17 protein-coding genes are annotated in these 15810 nt (G+C 41.7%); 12 read left to right on the top strand and 5 right to left on the bottom strand.

Translation table 11 applies throughout. The annotated features are described in order from the left end of the window. Nucleotides 1-135: 135 nt before the first annotated feature. Nucleotides 136-1101 (bottom strand): sensor domain-containing diguanylate cyclase, encoded by a 966-nt coding sequence (locus tag FRE64_RS13195; RefSeq protein ID WP_146296652.1) that lies wholly within the window; start codon nucleotides 1099-1101, stop codon nucleotides 136-138. A gap of 127 nt (nucleotides 1102-1228) precedes the next feature. Further along, entirely contained in the window at nucleotides 1229-1951 is a 723-nt protein-coding gene (locus tag FRE64_RS13200) for an SAM hydrolase/SAM-dependent halogenase family protein (protein WP_246140320.1), read from the bottom strand. A gap of 313 nt (nucleotides 1952-2264) precedes the next feature. Between FRE64_RS13200 and rpsD the strand changes: the two genes are divergently transcribed. Then, nucleotides 2265-2873 (top strand): 30S ribosomal protein S4, encoded by a 609-nt coding sequence (rpsD, locus tag FRE64_RS13205; protein WP_146296654.1) that lies wholly within the window; start codon nucleotides 2265-2267, stop codon nucleotides 2871-2873. Nucleotides 2874-2916: 43 nt separating this feature from the next. On the opposite strand, the gene recA is transcribed toward rpsD, so the two are convergent. Then, on the bottom strand, nucleotides 2917-4026 hold the full coding sequence (gene recA, locus FRE64_RS13210; protein WP_146296655.1) for a recombinase RecA: 1110 nt from the start codon (nucleotides 4024-4026) through the stop codon (nucleotides 2917-2919). A gap of 317 nt (nucleotides 4027-4343) precedes the next feature. Here recA and petC point away from each other — a divergent pair, with 317 nt between their 5' ends. The 11 genes from petC to glnA all read left to right on the top strand — a co-directional run bounded on the left by petC (nucleotide 4344) and on the right by glnA (nucleotide 14089). After that, nucleotides 4344-4883, top strand: coding sequence for a cytochrome b6-f complex iron-sulfur subunit (gene petC, locus FRE64_RS13215; RefSeq protein ID WP_146296656.1), 540 nt, complete (start codon nucleotides 4344-4346; stop codon nucleotides 4881-4883). Nucleotides 4884-4982: 99 nt separating this feature from the next. Next, entirely contained in the window at nucleotides 4983-5969 is a 987-nt protein-coding gene (petA, locus tag FRE64_RS13220; RefSeq protein WP_146296657.1) for a cytochrome f, read from the top strand. Nucleotides 5970-6305: 336 nt separating this feature from the next. Then, entirely contained in the window at nucleotides 6306-7367 is a 1062-nt protein-coding gene (locus tag FRE64_RS13225) for an Mrp/NBP35 family ATP-binding protein (RefSeq protein WP_146296658.1), read from the top strand. Between the two features lie 6 nt (nucleotides 7368-7373). Then, the gene (gene rodA, locus FRE64_RS13230; RefSeq protein ID WP_146296659.1) at nucleotides 7374-8636 is read left to right on the top strand and encodes a rod shape-determining protein RodA; all 1263 of its coding nucleotides are present in this window, start codon (nucleotides 7374-7376) and stop codon (nucleotides 8634-8636) included. A 70-nt stretch (nucleotides 8637-8706) separates the two neighbouring features. Next, on the top strand, nucleotides 8707-9246 hold the full coding sequence (locus tag FRE64_RS13235) for a J domain-containing protein (RefSeq protein WP_146296660.1): 540 nt from the start codon (nucleotides 8707-8709) through the stop codon (nucleotides 9244-9246). Further along, nucleotides 9243-9515: a DUF3143 domain-containing protein gene (locus FRE64_RS13240; RefSeq protein WP_146296661.1), complete on the top strand. Its 273-nt coding sequence runs from the start codon at nucleotides 9243-9245 to the stop codon at nucleotides 9513-9515. Before FRE64_RS13235 ends, FRE64_RS13240 begins: the two co-directional genes overlap by 4 nt. Before the next feature lie 49 nt (nucleotides 9516-9564). Continuing rightward, on the top strand, nucleotides 9565-10155 hold the full coding sequence (locus FRE64_RS13245; protein ID WP_146296662.1) for a rhomboid family intramembrane serine protease: 591 nt from the start codon (nucleotides 9565-9567) through the stop codon (nucleotides 10153-10155). A 163-nt stretch (nucleotides 10156-10318) separates the two neighbouring features. Beyond that, nucleotides 10319-10819 (top strand): DUF2267 domain-containing protein, encoded by a 501-nt coding sequence (locus FRE64_RS13250; protein ID WP_146296663.1) that lies wholly within the window; start codon nucleotides 10319-10321, stop codon nucleotides 10817-10819. A 190-nt stretch (nucleotides 10820-11009) separates the two neighbouring features. Beyond that, nucleotides 11010-11537 carry a DUF2808 domain-containing protein gene (locus FRE64_RS13255; protein WP_222597828.1) on the top strand — a complete coding sequence of 176 codons (528 nt, stop codon included), beginning with the start codon at nucleotides 11010-11012 and terminating at the stop codon, nucleotides 11535-11537. A gap of 76 nt (nucleotides 11538-11613) precedes the next feature. After that, a complete protein-coding gene (locus FRE64_RS13260; protein ID WP_146296664.1) occupies nucleotides 11614-12543 on the top strand; it encodes a class I SAM-dependent methyltransferase in 930 nt (309 codons plus the stop codon). Between the two features lie 121 nt (nucleotides 12544-12664). Beyond that, entirely contained in the window at nucleotides 12665-14089 is a 1425-nt protein-coding gene (gene glnA / locus FRE64_RS13265; RefSeq protein ID WP_146296665.1) for a type I glutamate--ammonia ligase, read from the top strand. 249 nt (nucleotides 14090-14338) lie between these two features. On the opposite strand, the gene FRE64_RS13270 is transcribed toward glnA, so the two are convergent. Both FRE64_RS13270 and gap read right to left on the bottom strand, forming a co-directional pair. After that, the gene (locus FRE64_RS13270; protein ID WP_146296666.1) at nucleotides 14339-14800 is read right to left on the bottom strand and encodes a PepSY domain-containing protein; all 462 of its coding nucleotides are present in this window, start codon (nucleotides 14798-14800) and stop codon (nucleotides 14339-14341) included. Continuing rightward, the gene (gap, locus tag FRE64_RS13275; RefSeq protein ID WP_146296667.1) at nucleotides 14797-15795 is read right to left on the bottom strand and encodes a type I glyceraldehyde-3-phosphate dehydrogenase; all 999 of its coding nucleotides are present in this window, start codon (nucleotides 15793-15795) and stop codon (nucleotides 14797-14799) included. Before gap ends, FRE64_RS13270 begins: the two co-directional genes overlap by 4 nt. Nucleotides 15796-15810: the final 15 nt, after the last annotated feature.

Here is a 15810-nt window from a genome sequence, read left to right on the forward strand (position 1 = left end):
GTTCACGGCGTGTTAATTCATAGTTATAGTCTCTATATCCATTACCTCTCTGCGTTGCATCTAGTTCAAAAAAAAATTCCCCCACTCGACGATCGCGCGATCGTTAGTGAGGAAATTAAATTAAGCCTTAAACCACTATTTCCCCTTCTTATCCCGTGATTGGCGGGGGCGATCGCGCTTACATTCATACATCTTCTGATCAGCTTTTTCACAGGCTACCCATAGCCCTTCACTGGAATGACGGGCAGCATAACCGACAGAAGCCTCAATTGATTCTTGTTCTAAAGCATTAGTAATGCGATCCACTAAACCTTTAATTTGTCGTTGATTGCATTCCACAGCTAACACTGCAAATTCATCCCCACCGACACGGGCAACAATATCCTGTTCTCGGAGGGCAGATTTAATAGTTTTGCCAGCAGTATAAATTAATTTATCCCCTGCAGCGTGTCCTTTCGTATCATTAATCGGTTTTAAGTTATCCAAGTCAATATAAATTATCCCTGCAGGATGCCCATAGCGCTGACAACGAAGTTCTTCTGCTTGCAATAAATTTTCCCAACCCCGACGATTATATAATTCAGTGAGAACATCACTCATGGCTTCAGCTTCCATGCGTTCAATTTGACGCTGTTGATCATTGCCTTTGAGTTCATTTTCCAAAATAGTCGAGAGAAGATTTGCCAAAACCCGAAGCATGGGCAATTCTTCCGTAATTGCCTCTGGCATTGAATGGGTATTAATAGCACAAAGAGTTCCAAACAGAGAACCATCACTTAGAACAATGGGAATTCCAATATAGGCTCCAATGGATACTTGCCTACCAATAGGAGCTTCTAAATAGGCTTGAACAGCGCTAACGTTTGGTGGAATACAAGGCCCCTCTCCTTCTACCATGCGAGAACAAAAGGAATCTGACCAGCAAAATACTGATCCCTCTTTCACTCCATAACCATGATCTTCCACTTGTAACATTATCCAGTCATTTTCTTCCCGCCGAGTAACTGCCCAAAGGTCAAAAGTTAATCGTTGACGAAGGAAAGTTAGAACATGATGGGCAGCGGAATCAAAATCAGTAAAAGGACCGATACTTTCGAGCATCCGTTAATTATTCATGAGTTAAGTCTTAAATCTATACTAACAAAGTGATATTGTCCCTAACTAATCTTTCGATGTAGTTGAGGACTCTTAGCCTTCCTGCTAATGTTCACAAGGAAAAATGAAAGAATCAAAACAAATTGACTTTAATAACATCACCATAGTTTAAAGATAATGCCTCACTGGCATTTCCTTGATTCATTGCAATTTCTATCCAACCATGGCTCCCAATAATGGCAACTAATTCTTGAGGATCGCTTTCACTATAAGTATTTTTACTTTCTATATTATCATTTTTAATACTCACAGACCATTGCTTATTATAAACCCTAGAAGCGGGGATATTGCTAATTAGATTACCAAAATAATCAATATACTGAATATAACCAATAATTGTATTTTGCTTAATTTCTGGACGAGGAAATGAAACATCAATTAATTCCTCTTTTAGGATTTCTTTTCCTAAATTTTCTATAGGAACTCCTGTAGCTAAATAAGCAGCAACGGGGGCAAAAATATCTCGCCCATGAAAAGTAGAGCTAACTTCTTGTGTTCGCCAGTATTTTGGATTAGTTAAGGTCACAATTTTTTCTGGGGGAAACTGGGCTAAAATGCCACTAAATAACCCATTATTTGGCCCCACTAAAAAACCTTGAGAGAATTGAATGGCACACCCTTGGCGCTCGCTACCCACTCCAGGATCGACTACAGCAAGATGAATAGTTCCTCTTGGAAAATAAGGAATAGAGTTGAGCAAGGAAAAGCGTCCAGCTAAAATGTTTTGGGGAGGGATTTGGTGAGTTAAGTCGATGATTGGAACTTCTCGGTTGATGGTGGCAATTACACCTTTCATTATCCCTACGTATGGATCTTTTAAGCCAAAATCAGTGGTTAAAGTCAACATTAATTGAACAAAAGGGCTGAGAATCTTACGACTACAACTTGCGCGTTACTTTGCACCAGATGACGGCACAGGGTCACTCGTCAATTTTAATTGATATCAGGTTCTGGTGATCACTTATAATTCATTTTAGGTTTTGCTATTCTCTACAAGAGCTTAACTTTTCTCATTGCTTGAGAGTTATGTGCTTCCTCCTGCAACAGGGAAGATTCTATGTTAAAATGGCAGGTCTGTGAAGGAAAATTTTAAATGAAGTCAAAGCTATATGTCTAGATATCGAGGTCCTCGTCTGCGAGTTACGCGACGCTTAGGGGATTTACCTGGTTTAACCAGAAAAAGCCCTCGCAAAGCGTATCCTCCCGGTCAACATGGTCAAGCACGGCGCAAACGTTCCGAATATGCCATTCGCCTAGAAGAAAAGCAAAAACTGCGCTATAACTACGGAGTTACAGAAAAGCAGCTCATGGGCTATATGAAAAAAGCTCGTCGTGCTACTGGTTCTACCGGTCAGACTCTTTTAGAGCTACTAGAAATGCGTCTGGATAATACTGTTTTTCGGATGGGGATGGCTGGAACGATTCCTGCAGCACGTCAGTTAGTTAATCATGGCCACATTTTAGTTAATGGTGGGAATATGGATATTCCCAGTTATCAGTGTCGCCCTGGAGATGTTATTTCTGTGCGCGATCGCGATCGCTCTCGACAATTAGTAGAGCGCAATATGGAATACCCAGGGCTAGCCAACCTCCCCAGTCATTTAGAATTTGATAAAAATACCTATACAGGTAAAGTGAATGGCATTATTGAACGGGATTGGGTAGCTCTACAAGTAAATGAACTTCTCGTAGTTGAGTATTACTCACGAAAAATTTAAGGCTTGCTTACCTTCCCCCGTTTTTGGGGGTAAGGCGCATAATTTATTCTTCTTCTACCCCTGCTTCAGCTTCTAACTCCTCACTAGAATTGCTATTCTTTTTAGACTTCTTATTAGAAGTAGAACTCCCCTGCATGAGTGCTCCCATTTCAATTTTTTCCTGAACTGCCGCTTCAATCTCAGTTACCTGCTCAGGATTCTCTTCCAAGTATTTAATCGTATTGTCCCGGCCTTGAGCGATATTCTCACCATTATAGCTATACCAGGCTCCCTTGCGATTAATTACATCAGTTTGCTCAGCAATATCAACCAAACAACCTAATTGGGAAATCCCATGTCCAAAGATAATGTCAAACTCAGCAATTCGGAAAGGTGGGGCAACCTTATTTTTCGCCACTTTTACCTTCGCCCGAATTCCATATTCTCCCTCACTGCCTTTTTTTAAAGTTTGAATGCGACGAATATCAAGCCGAACGGAACAATAAAACTTGAGCGCATTTCCTCCTGTAGTCACCTCAGGGCTACCATAAGTAACACCAATTTTTTGGCGTAATTGGTTTAAGAAAACAACTGTACAACCTGATTTACCAATATTTCCCGCAATTTTCCGTAACGCCTTACTCATTAAACGGGCTTGTAATCCCACCTGGGTATCACCCATTTCCCCTTCAATTTCGGCTCTAGGGGTTAAGGCAGCTACCGAGTCAACTACCACAATATCAACCGCCGCGGAACGAACTAGCTGATCCACAATTTCTAATGCGGCTTCTCCTGTGTCTGGTTGTGATACCAACAGGTTTTCAATATCAACTCCTAAAACATCAGAATAAGTGGGATCGAGAGCGTGTTCCGCATCAACAAAGGCTGCTACACCTCCTGCTTTTTGGGCTTCCGCGATCGCGTGTAAGGCTAAAGTGGTTTTCCCAGAACTTTCTGGCCCATAAATCTCAATAATTCTTCCTTTCGGTAATCCTCCCCCTAAGGCAATATCTAACGTGTGCGCTCCTGTGGGGATAGTTTCTACCTTCATTTGCGCCGCATCCCCAAGGCGCATAATCGATCCTTTGCCAAAATTACGTTCAATCTGATTAAGAACGAGATTGAGGGCTTTTTCTTTATCGGGATTATTCGTGATTGTCGTAGTTGAAGCCATTACGGTAACGAAGCCTTTGAAACTTTCTTAGCTTCTATTGTATATACTTTTGCCCACCTTGATGCACTGAAGCTATAACTCATCTTTAAGCCCCTAAATGTAACCAAGATAGAGCAAATTTGTTAGATTATGAGGTATGGATATCAAGAAATTTAAAGCTGATATCTTGACGGTTGCGAAAAGTTACCGTTTTTGGAAAAGAGTCGTTTACAATCGTTAAGGTTGTGTCATCATTTTAAGCACAACATTACTCAGACAGTCACCATCAGACTGTCCCATTCGTGTAAGTTTAAGTCTGGGAGAGAGAAACACTAAACATGACAATTTCAGAACAGCAAGAAGCTCCCAATATGGGGCGAAGACAATTCATGAACTTCTTAACCTTCGGGACAATTACAGGAGTCGCTCTCGGCGCTCTTTATCCCGTTGTGCGTTACTTTATTCCTCCAAGTGCTACTGGTGGTGGAGCAGGAACCACTGCTAAAGATGAGTTAGGAAAAGATATTATTGCAAGTGACTTTTTAGGAGAACATAAACCCGGCGATCGCGCTTTGGCTCAAGGCTTAAAAGGCGATCCTACCTATGTCATTGTTACTGAAGAGGAAGAAATTGCCAGCTATGGTTTAAATGCTGTTTGCACTCACCTCGGCTGTGTTGTTCCTTGGAACGAAAGCGAAGGCAAATTTATTTGCCCCTGTCATGGTTCTCAATATGATGCTACTGGCAAGGTAGTTCGAGGCCCCGCTCCGCTTTCCCTAGCCTTAGTCAACGTTAAGGTTAATGAGGATGAAAAAATCTTATTTACTCCCTGGAAAGACACTGACTTCCGTACTAATAAAGAGCCCTGGTGGACATAAGTCTCCAGTATTTTTTAGCAATTGCTATCTCTCAATTGCCTCTTAATCATGTCCTTTTAATTAATTTGCAAGTCGAGTTTTAAAATTACAAAAGAAACAATGAATAACTCTTTTTGGCAAGCGTTTACTCAAACCACTAAGCGCATCGTCACTCAGTTGCTTTGTATTACCATTGCAACTCTCACCGTCTTTTTTGCCAGTGATGCTCTTGTTCCCCAAAGTGCTGCCGCTTATCCATTTTGGGCCCAAGAAACAGCTCCAGAAAATCCTCGGGAAGCAACAGGACGCATTGTCTGTGCTAACTGTCATCTTGCAGAAAAAGAAGCAGAAATTGAGCTTCCTCTCTCTGTAGCTCCTGATAGTGTCTTTGAGGCAGTGGTTCATATTCCTTATGACACCGATGTTCAACAAGTTTTAGGGGATGGTTCTAAAGGGGATCTCAATGTAGGTGCCGTTTTAATGCTTCCTGAAGGATTTAAAATTGCTCCTCCTGAGCGGATGACCGAAGAAATGCAGGAAAAAGTGGGAGATGTCTTCTTCCAGCCTTATCGCGAAGGTTTAGAAAATGTTGTTTTAGTCGGTCCCTTACCTGGAGAGCAGTATCAAGAAATTACTTTCCCCATTTTATCTCCAGATCCCAATTCCAATCGCGATCTTCACTTTGGGAAATATCCCGTTTATTTAGGGGCTAACCGCGGACGAGGTCAAGTTTATCCTGCTGGTAATAAAAGTAATAATACCGTCTATAATGCTAGTAAAGCTGGAACCATTGCCTCCATTGTCGATAATGGCTTTGGTTATGATGTCACAATTGAAACCAGTGAGGGAGACAATGTTGTTGAAAGTATTCCTCCCGGTCCAGAGTTAATTATTTCCGAAGGGGATGAAGTTGGAAAAGGTGATCCCTTAACTAATGACCCCAATGTTGGTGGCTTTGGACAAGAAGATAGTGAAATTGTTTTACAAAGCCCCGCTCGGATCAAAGGGTTAATTGCCTTTATGGGAGTCATTATGCTCGCGCAAGTGCTTCTGGTTCTGAAGAAGAAACAGGTAGAAAGAGTCCAAGCTGTAGAAATGAATTTCTAGGTTTTGTCTCAGAATTGATTATTTATTCTTTTAGCCCCCTTTCGGGGGTTTTTTTTGCTCTTATACTGCCACGGCTTTGAACAAAACGGAAAAGTAGTTGCTACAAATAAGTTTTACGGCTAGGGCCAGTAGCTCAAAACCTCGCAGGGGCAAGAATGGCAAGCCACTATATTGTTCCCGCCTTAACCAAAAATAGTTTAGTGGCATATTTCCATTAGGATTACCAATCACTACACCCAAAAATTTTTATGCACTTTTTCAAGACATATTGGGGACAATCCTCGTTAGTATCAAGATAAAGACTTTAAGATTAGGTGATTACTCCAACAATTAAAAATGACAGATACCAATACCATTTTAGAAGCACTGCGTCCTGTACAAGACCCAGAATTACAAAAGAGTCTGGTAGATTTAAACATGATCCGAGATGTGAACTTAGATCAGGGGGCGTTAAGTTTTAAATTAGTGTTGACCACCCCTGCTTGTCCGCTAAAAGAGATGATTGTGGATGATTGTAAAAAGGCGGTACAAGATTTACCTGGAGTGGAAACCGTGGATGTAGAAGTGACCTCGGAAACTCCACAACAGAAATCAATTCCCGATCGCGAGTCAGTGCCTGGAGTTAAAAATATTGTTGCCGTTTCTAGTGGTAAAGGCGGTGTCGGTAAAAGCTCAGTTGCAGTGAATTTAGCCGTATCCCTTGCTCAAAGTGGGGCCAAGGTGGGATTACTTGATGCTGATATTTATGGCCCCAATGCCCCCAGTATGCTGGGTTTAGCTGATGCAAAAGTGCGAGTGCAAGAGTCAGAAAAAGGGGAAGTCTTAGAACCAGCGTTTAATCATGGTGTAAAATTAGTCTCGATGGGCTTTTTAATTGATCCTGATCAGCCTGTGGTTTGGCGTGGACCAATGTTAAATGGGGTTATTCGTCAGTTTCTTTACCAAGTAAATTGGGGAGAATTAGATTATATGGTAGTGGATTTACCCCCAGGAACAGGAGATGCTCAGTTAACCCTAGCGCAAGCTGTTCCCATGTCAGGGGCAGTAATTGTCACCACACCCCAAGATGTTTCCCTAATGGATGCTCGTCGTGGCTTAAAAATGTTTGAGCAGTTAGGGGTGAATGTTTTGGGAATGATAGAAAATATGAGTTATTTTATTCCCCCTGATTTACCCGATCGCCGCTATGATTTATTTGGTTCTGGCGGTGGTGAGAAGGCAGCCAAAGAATTGAATGTTCCCTTATTAGGCTGTATTCCCCTAGAAATTTCCTTACGGGAAGGGGGAGATAGTGGTATTCCGATTGTGATATCTCATCCTAACTCAGCTTCAGCAGAAGCCCTTCGCGCGATCGCGCAACAAGTAGCTGCTAAAATCTCAGTAGTTGCTTTAACTTAGACTCAGATGGCGAATGTTCCTTGGAAAAAATGGAGTTGGCGCAATTTAGTGAATCCTTGGCTAGGAGTAGATTGGTTTTTATTCCTCCTAGTCATTGCCGTCACGGTTTGGGGAGGAATCACCATTCACAGCGTCCAACTTCATGATGAAAACTTAAACAATTGGATACAACATAGCATTTTAGGTGGAATTGGGGCATTTATTGCCCTATTATTGGCTCGCTGGCGATATGAGGAATTATTAAATTGGCATTGGATCGTTTATGTTGGCACTAATCTTTTGCTGGTTTCTGTCATCTTTGTGGGAGTCACGGCCCAGGGGGCGCAACGATGGATTACCATTGCTGGTTTTAATATACAACCTTCGGAGTTTGCGAAGTTGGGGGTAATTATCACCTTAGCTGCGATCTTAAATAATCGCGGTGCCGAGCGCTTATCATCAGTATTTCAAGCACTAGGAGTGATTGCCCTCCCTTGGGGGTTAGTGTTTTTACAGCCAGACTTAGGAACATCTTTAGTATTTGGCGCGATCGCGATCGGAATGCTTTATTGGGCAAATGCTAATTCAGGCTGGTTAATCCTTTTAATTTCTCCTGTAGTGGCGGCGATTTTATTCCATGTTTATCTCCCTGCTTGGTTAAGTTGGGCGGGATTAATGTTTGTCATTGGTTGGCGAACCTTACCGGGGAGTTGGGTATCAGGATGTGGCGCGATCGCGCTAAACTTAATTTCAGGAGGTTTAGGAAACCTTGTTTGGGACTTACTGCAAGACTACCAGAAAAACCGTCTAATTTTGTTTCTTGATCCTGATCTTGATCCCCTTGGCGGTGGTTATCACCTGATTCAGTCTCGAATTGCAATTGGTGCTGGTGAAATGTGGGGACGAGGCTTAAATCAAGGAACCCAAACCCAGCTTAATTTTATCCCCGAACAGCATAATGACTTTATCTTTAGTGCTGTGGGAGAAGAACTGGGATTTGTTGGCAGCTTTGGCTTATTGTTTCTGTTTTGGCTAATTTGCATCCGTTTACTGATGATCGCATTAGGGGCAAAAGATAATTTTGGCTCACTTCTCGCGATCGGGGTATTCTGTATGATTTTCTTTCAGGTGACTGTTAATGTCGGGATGACCATTGGCTTAGGGCCAGTGACAGGGCTTCCCCTTCCTTGGATGAGTTATGGGCGTTCGGCATTGCTGATGAACTTTATGGCAATTGGGCTAGTAGAATCAGTGAATAAGTATCGGCAACGAACTAACTTTTTCAGCTAACATGGCTTTAAATAGTGATTTTTGATTTTGAGATGCCAAAATAGAAAAGGTAACCCAACTGTTTTGAAACATGGCAGCCACCAATTCTTCTACCGCCATCTCTAAACAATTTGCCCACAGCTACTATGACATTTTAGGAGTGCATCCTTCTGCTTCTCCTTTAGAAATTCGACGAGCTTATCGTGAGTTAAGTAAGCAATATCATCCTGATACTACCCAATTGCCTCAAGATTTAGCAAAAAAGAAGTTTCAAAACCTCAATGAAGCTTATGCTACTTTGAGTAATCCTCAACGACGAGTTTTATATGATCATCAAATTGGCTATTCCTCTCTACATGTAATCCAACCCTCTCTCCACTTTCAAACCCAAGAAAAACGGGCAAACAAAGTTGCCAATCGTACTGCGTCTTATGTTGATCGCAGCGATCGTCCCCTTTCTTCAGGAGAAATTTTTGTCTTGTTACTTTTAGGGGCGACATTTTTGGTTTGTATTGGGTTAGTCATTATTATTGGTTTAACTCGTGGTGAGGGAGCCTTTCGAGTTCCGGAAATCACTAAAACTTCATCAACTGTCATCAAATCCTATCTAGATTTATTTAAGATCCTATGAGTTTGCCTGAAGCTGATACCCCCCTCTATAATCATCCTTTACCAAGCATTGAAGAATGGCTGCAAAATCTAGGTTGCAAACAGAATTCTGAGCAGCTCCATTGTTGGTTTATTGAAACTGCAAATTGGAAAGCAGAAATTACACTAGAAGTAGAAGAATTAACCGTTTCTTATCTTAATGCTGGCGAGGGAAATAGTAATCTCAGTCGCTCTTTTCCCTATTCTCTCAGCCGTGGAGATATAGAAGCAGCAGTTTTTTCGGGACCTTAAGTCAATCAAATATTACGCTCACTACTGAGGAGGATAAAGGAAAAAGGAAATGGCTCGTCATAATTATAAAAATAAGGGAGTAGCTGAAGAATTCAAAGATCAAATGCTCATTTTATTGGGGCTGACAGCAGTTCTATGGTTAATAGAAATTATTGATTATTTTATCCTTCAAAACTATAGCCTAAACCGTTATGGAATTGTACCTCGCGACTTAATTGGATTACGAGGAATTTTATTTGCCCCTTTTCTACACGGTAATTTCCCTCATTTAATTGCCAACACGATTCCGTTTGTCTCTTTAGGTTGGCTTGTAATGTTACAACGGACTAGTGACTTTTGGCGAGTTACAGCCCTTACTATGTTAGTGGGAGGCTTTGGAGTTTGGACACTTGGTCGCCCTGATTCAGTTCATATTGGGGCAAGTATTTTAATTTTTGGCTATTTAGGGTTCTTGTTATTCCGAGGTTATTTTCAACGAAATGCTCCTTCAATTGCTCTTTCTATTATTGTGGGAATCTTCTATGGCAGTTTAATTTTTGGGGTGTTACCACTGCGAAGCGGCGTTTCTTGGGAAGGACATTTATTTGGCTTTATTGGTGGAATTATTGCTGCCTATCAGGTTGCTAAATCAGCACGTTAGTTAGGGAGGCAAAAATCCCCTTATTTCTATTACCTTCCTTCGGTTAGAGGAGCTATGCTTCTCTTTTGCGTCTTATGAAAGATGTAAACTGATGTAATTACCGCTAAATTAAGTTATACGCTGGCGCAGTCAGCACTCATACAGAAAGAAAATATTGCAAAAAATGAAAGACAATCAACCTCAGTCCTTAAACCAAGAATCAACTAATGCCATCGCGTCAAAAAATAAACCTTTCCTAGAAAAAGTAAAAGTTAAGGCAGGATTAGAAGATATATTTGATGCCAGAGATATCTCAGAAGTTGTCTTCCGAGCGATGCGCGATCTAATGAGCACAGAAGCTTCTGATCGGGTTTCTGATGAGCTGAAAGGCTCAAAAGCAGTTCCTAGCGAGGATCAATCTTTACAAGATGATATTTCTGAGCTGTGGAAGGATACCAATCCCATTGTTAGTTTTCTCAGTCGTATTCGTCCGGTATTAAAAGTTGATGATGAAACTTTCTTATTTCGTATTCGCCAAGAAGGGGGAGTGCAACGAGGTATTGACCCTGAGTTAGTGGTAACGGCAGTTTTTTCTGCAACCAAAGATGAGTTATCCAAAGATCGGATTCAAGAAATAGGGGAAGCCCTTCCAGGCAAAATACGTCAGCTTTGGGAGAATGCTTAACTTGAATAACTAATGAATTAAAATTATTCCTTGTTTAATCAACCGCAATCTATTATAACTAGAGTAGTGCTTCTTAAAATCAGTCACTGCTTTAGATAGCTAGCTTTGTTTTCTGTCACATCTCCTATAATTGTTCCAGACAAGAGTTTGATAAATTAAGGTTGGTATCAATTATTAAAAGTGATAGTGAATGATGAAAAAATTATTTTCTAGTTTAATATTAGCAGGAGGAATATTAGCCTTAGCTCCTGTAGCAGAAGTGTTAGCCCAAGCCCGAGGAGGCAACCCAGGATTAACTATTTTTAGTGGGGTAGAACGGGAAAATATCCTTGATTATCGCCTTGACTTCCGAGGAAGACGAGGACGTTGGGACCGCTATCGTTTACGTGTCCCTGGAGACAAGTTACCCCAGGGAGCAGCGGAATTTCGGATTAGTTACCCTGATTATTACAACGGAAGATTTGACACTGATGAAATTGAAGTTCGCATTGATGGAGAATCTCAGCCTCTGAAAGATGTAGTTTGGGATGAGGAGGGACACTTTATTGCCATTGATTTAGAAGAGCCCCTTGAACCAGAACAAAAAGTGGAATTAGTTTTCTCCAATGTGAGAAACCCTCGGCAGGGAGGAACCTTTTATTTTAATGGACAAGTTAAGCCCGCAGAAGGGGTAGCAATTCGCCAACATCTTGGCACTTGGATTATTGACATTAATTAAGATTTGGAAATTTAGAATTGAAAAGCGCAAAGAGGAGGTGAATAATAATCAATAGCAAGGAGTGAACAAATGGAATATGACAACAACAGCAGTAGGAAAATCAGCTTTAACGTCCCGTTTAGTTAACGGGATACTTAGTATTAAGCCTGTTTATCAGTTGGCAAAATCACGGGCGCGACAAATGATGATTAAACGTGCTGAGGAAATTGGCGTTCCTTGGCGCGATCGCGTTGCCGAATTAAAACAACATGACTGGGAACAAGAACTGGCTTCAATTCAAAATCCCCATATTAGCTATCCCGATTATTATCTTACTTCTTTCCATGCCTATGATCAGGGAAATTTAAGTTGGGATGCAGCGTTAGAAGTAGAAGTAGCTGCCTATGCTGTTCATGCCAAACTATGGGGAGATACTGGGGCTGATGGTGATCGCCGCTTACGAGACAGTTATCATCAGATTCTAAAACAAGAACTCCCTGACTTTAATCCAAGCGCGATCGCGGATTTAGGATGCAGTGTTGGCATGAGCAGTTTTGCCCTACAAGAGCAATATCCTAACGCTAAGGTTACAGGCATCGATCTCTCTCCTTACTTCCTTTCAGTGGCTAAATATGAAGGCAGAGAGAAAGGATTTAATATTCAATGGCATCATGCCCTTGCTGAAAAAACTAACCTAGCCGATAATAGTTTTGATCTGGTTTCTGCCTTTTTAATGTTTCACGAACTTCCACAAGAAGCAAGTCATGCAATTTTTGCAGAAGCAAAACGAATTCTCAAGCCAGGGGGATATTTCTGTTTTATGGATATGAATCCGCGATCGTCGGTTTATCAAAAAATGCCCCCCTATGTCTTTACCCTGCTCAAAAGCACAGAGCCTTATCTTGATGAATACTTCACTCTTGATGTTGAGGAAGCGATGACGGAAGCAGGATTGAAAACACCAACCATCATTCCCAATAGCCCCCGTCATCGAACGGTGATTTCACAACGACCAAAGGGTGAATAAGCCTGTATTTAGAAATTGATCCTAATTCTGTAACTCTGAATACAAAAAAAATCCTAAGTCAGTATCTAGGATCAGTCGAGAGCGTGTAATGTAGATTAGGAAAACTTTAAGGAAAAGACGAATGCCAGAAACTGCCCAAGAAGTCCTGCGAATGATTCAGGACGAGGATATTAAAATTATTGACCTCAAATTCATTGATTTACCGGGGATTTGGCAACATTTCTCCATTTATCGCAGTGAGTTAGATGAAGATTCTTTTACCGATGGGGTTCCTTTTGATGGTTCAAGTATTCGGGGTTGGAAGTCCATTAATGAATCCGACATGATGATGGTTCCCGACCCCACTACAGCTTGGATCGACCCCTTCATGAAAGAAAAAACCCTCAGTATGATTTGCTCGATTAAAGAGCCACGAACTGGGGAATTTTATGATCGCGATCCGCGTACCATTACCCAAAAAGCAATTGACTACCTCATTTCTAGTGGTATTGGGGATACAGCCTTTTTTGGTCCCGAAGCAGAGTTTTTCGTCTTTGATGATGTGCGCTTTGACCAAACCTACAACAAAGGCTTTTACTATGTAGATAGCATTGAAGGACGTTGGAACTCAGGACGGGAAGAAGCCGGCGGTAACTTAGGCTATAAACCTCGTTATAAAGAGGGGTATTTCCCTGCTCCTCCCACGGATACCCTGCAAGATATGCGAACCGAAATGTTGCTAACCATGGCAGAGTGTGGGGTTCCCATTGAAAAACACCACCACGAAGTAGCAAGCGGTGGACAGGGTGAACTTGGTTTCCGTTTTGCCACCATGGTGAAAGCAGCGGATTATTTGATGACTTATAAGTATGTCATTAAAAACGTTGCCAAGAAATACGGGCGCACTGTAACGTTTATGCCCAAACCCATCTTTAACGATAATGGTTCTGGGATGCACGTTCACCAATCTATTTGGAAAGATGGACAGCCCTTATTCTGGGGAGAAGGTGGCTACGCAAACCTCAGTGATATGGCTCGCCACTATATTGGTGGTCTTCTCAAACACGCTCCTGCGGTTTTGGCTTTCTCTAACCCTTCTACTAACTCTTACAAGCGATTAGTTCCCGGTTTTGAAGCTCCAGTGAACTTAGTTTACTCTCAAGGTAATCGCTCTGCGTCGGTTCGTATTCCGCTTACTGGAACCAATCCCAAAGCCAAGCGATTAGAGTTCCGTTGTCCAGATGCAACTTGTAATCCCTATCTTGCTTTTGCTGCCATGCTTTGTGCTGGTATTGATGGGATTAAAAATAAAATTGAGCCACAAGAACCTTTAGACGTAGATATTTACGATCTCAGCCCCGAAGAGTTGAACAAAATTCCTTCTACCCCTAGTTCTCTGGAATCGGCGTTAGAAGCATTAGAAAACGATCACCAATTCTTGATTGATGGGGGTGTATTTACTCAAGAGTTTATTTATAACTGGATTGAGTATAAGTTAGATAATGAAGTGAATCCTCTTCGCTTGCGTCCCCATCCTTATGAGTTTGCGCTCTATTATGATGCTTAGTCAGCATTAGGAATAGTTCCTTCTCAAATCAATTTCCCCCTTTAAAATTAGGGGGATTTTTGATTGAGTAATTATACAATTTTGAGAAATTAGTGCTACGATACGATGTCCTCTTCACCTTTTATAGTCGTTCCAATTCAGTTCCGTAGTGCAGCCATCTTGGCTGCTACTAGGGAGCAAGATGCTCCCACTACTTTTAGGTTGCTGTTTTTTATTTGGAATCACTATAATAAAGGAAGTTTGGGAGATCTACTCTTCTTTGATTGATATGATGTTTCCTGATTCTGGATCGATTTTAAGTTGATATTGTTGTCCATTTTGACAGGCTTCTATTTCCCAAATATTAGTTTCATATTCAACTTCTATGGGTAAATATCCTTTAGCCTCAACATTAGCTACAATCTTTGATAACGCTTTTGGGTACTGATGAAGCTGAGGAGGTAAAATGTTTCCTGAGCGGGGATCAATTGTTAACTCATATTGTTGACCATCTCGATAGGCTTCTACGTCCCAAACCTCATTTTCAAACTCTACCTCGATTAAAAAATAATCCTGAGATTCAAGGTTACCAATTATTTCCGACAAAGGGACATCATCAGACGGTAGCTGTTCACTGGCTAGAACCAGTATTGGATTAAACAGAGAAATCGTTAAGAAAATTCCAATCAAAATTGCTAGATTTTTGATTGGCTGGACTAAATGATTAATCATGAATAATTAGCGGCTAAATCAACGAGGCGAGCACTATATCCCCATTCATTATCGTAATAAGAAAGAATTTTAACAAAATTACCTGCCATTACTTTGGTTGAGCTTAAATCAACAATAGAAGAATGAGGATCAGCAACACAGTCAGATGAGACTAAGGGCAACTCACTGGTGGCTAAAATCCCTTGCATTTTCCCTTGAGCATAGTTTTTGAAAGCTGTATTGATCTCTTCGGCGGTAACAGATTTTCCTAACATGGCGTTTAAGTCAACCACAGAACCTGTGGGGGTGGGAACTCGTAGGGCAATACCATCGAGTTTGCCTTTTAGTTGCGGTAAGACTAAGCCGACTGCACTGGCGGCTCCGGTGCTGGTGGGGACAATATTTTGAGCGGCGGTGCGTCCTCTTGTCCAGTTGGGGTGCGCCATATCCACAATTTCTTGATCGGCGGTATAAGCATGAACCGTGGTCATCCAGCCTTTTTCAATGCCAAATTCTTTGTCAAGGATATCAGCAATGGGGGCGAGACAGTTGGTGGTACAAGATGCCCCCGAAATAACGCGATCGCGCTCAAGATCAATACTATTTTCATTCACGCCATAAACCACCGTGGGGACATCTCCCCCTTTCGGTGGCGCACTGATAATCACCCCTTTCGCCCCAGCTTTAACGTGCATTCCTGCTTTTTCTGCGGTTCGGAAGACTCCTGTGGATTCAATCACCACATCAATTCCCATGTCTGTCCAAGGTAAAGCGGAAGGGTCTTTTTCTGCCAAAATGGGAATCGATTTGCCATCAACCACTAATCCTTGCTCATTGTGAGAAACTTCCCCCGGAAAGCGACGATAAACTGAATCATTCTTTAATAGATAAGCGGCTTGGTCAAGGGGCAGGGCAATATCATTAATCGCAACGACTTCTACCTTGGGATGGGAGTGGGCAATCCGCATAAAAGCCCGTCCAATGCGACCAAAGCCGTTAATTGCAACTCGTGCCATAGTTATTCTCCAGAT

It is taken from the genome of Euhalothece natronophila Z-M001 (genome assembly GCF_007904085.1).
In the GTDB taxonomy this organism is placed as follows: Bacteria; Cyanobacteriota; Cyanobacteriia; order Cyanobacteriales; family Rubidibacteraceae; genus Halothece; species Halothece natronophila.

Bases quoted from the DNA above. Each gene is read 5' to 3' on its own strand.
- FRE64_RS13195 (WP_146296652.1), bottom strand. From the start codon at position 1,101: ATGCTCGAAAGTATCGGTCCTTTTACTGATTTTGATTCCGCTGCCCAT.
- FRE64_RS13200 (WP_246140320.1), bottom strand. From the start codon at position 1,951: ATGAAAGGTGTAATTGCCACCATCAACCGAGAAGTTCCAATCATCGAC.
- rpsD (WP_146296654.1), top strand. From the start codon at position 2,265: ATGTCTAGATATCGAGGTCCTCGTCTGCGAGTTACGCGACGCTTAGGG.
- recA (WP_146296655.1), bottom strand. From the start codon at position 4,026: ATGGCTTCAACTACGACAATCACGAATAATCCCGATAAAGAAAAAGCC.
- petC (WP_146296656.1), top strand. From the start codon at position 4,344: ATGACAATTTCAGAACAGCAAGAAGCTCCCAATATGGGGCGAAGACAA.
- petA (WP_146296657.1), top strand. From the start codon at position 4,983: ATGAATAACTCTTTTTGGCAAGCGTTTACTCAAACCACTAAGCGCATC.
- FRE64_RS13225 (WP_146296658.1), top strand. From the start codon at position 6,306: ATGACAGATACCAATACCATTTTAGAAGCACTGCGTCCTGTACAAGAC.
- rodA (WP_146296659.1), top strand. From the start codon at position 7,374: ATGGCGAATGTTCCTTGGAAAAAATGGAGTTGGCGCAATTTAGTGAAT.
- FRE64_RS13235 (WP_146296660.1), top strand. From the start codon at position 8,707: ATGGCAGCCACCAATTCTTCTACCGCCATCTCTAAACAATTTGCCCAC.
- FRE64_RS13240 (WP_146296661.1), top strand. From the start codon at position 9,243: ATGAGTTTGCCTGAAGCTGATACCCCCCTCTATAATCATCCTTTACCA.
- FRE64_RS13245 (WP_146296662.1), top strand. From the start codon at position 9,565: ATGGCTCGTCATAATTATAAAAATAAGGGAGTAGCTGAAGAATTCAAA.
- FRE64_RS13250 (WP_146296663.1), top strand. From the start codon at position 10,319: ATGAAAGACAATCAACCTCAGTCCTTAAACCAAGAATCAACTAATGCC.
- FRE64_RS13255 (WP_222597828.1), top strand. From the start codon at position 11,010: ATGATGAAAAAATTATTTTCTAGTTTAATATTAGCAGGAGGAATATTA.
- FRE64_RS13260 (WP_146296664.1), top strand. From the start codon at position 11,614: ATGACAACAACAGCAGTAGGAAAATCAGCTTTAACGTCCCGTTTAGTT.
- glnA (WP_146296665.1), top strand. From the start codon at position 12,665: ATGCCAGAAACTGCCCAAGAAGTCCTGCGAATGATTCAGGACGAGGAT.
- FRE64_RS13270 (WP_146296666.1), bottom strand. From the start codon at position 14,800: ATGATTAATCATTTAGTCCAGCCAATCAAAAATCTAGCAATTTTGATT.
- gap (WP_146296667.1), bottom strand. From the start codon at position 15,795: ATGGCACGAGTTGCAATTAACGGCTTTGGTCGCATTGGACGGGCTTTT.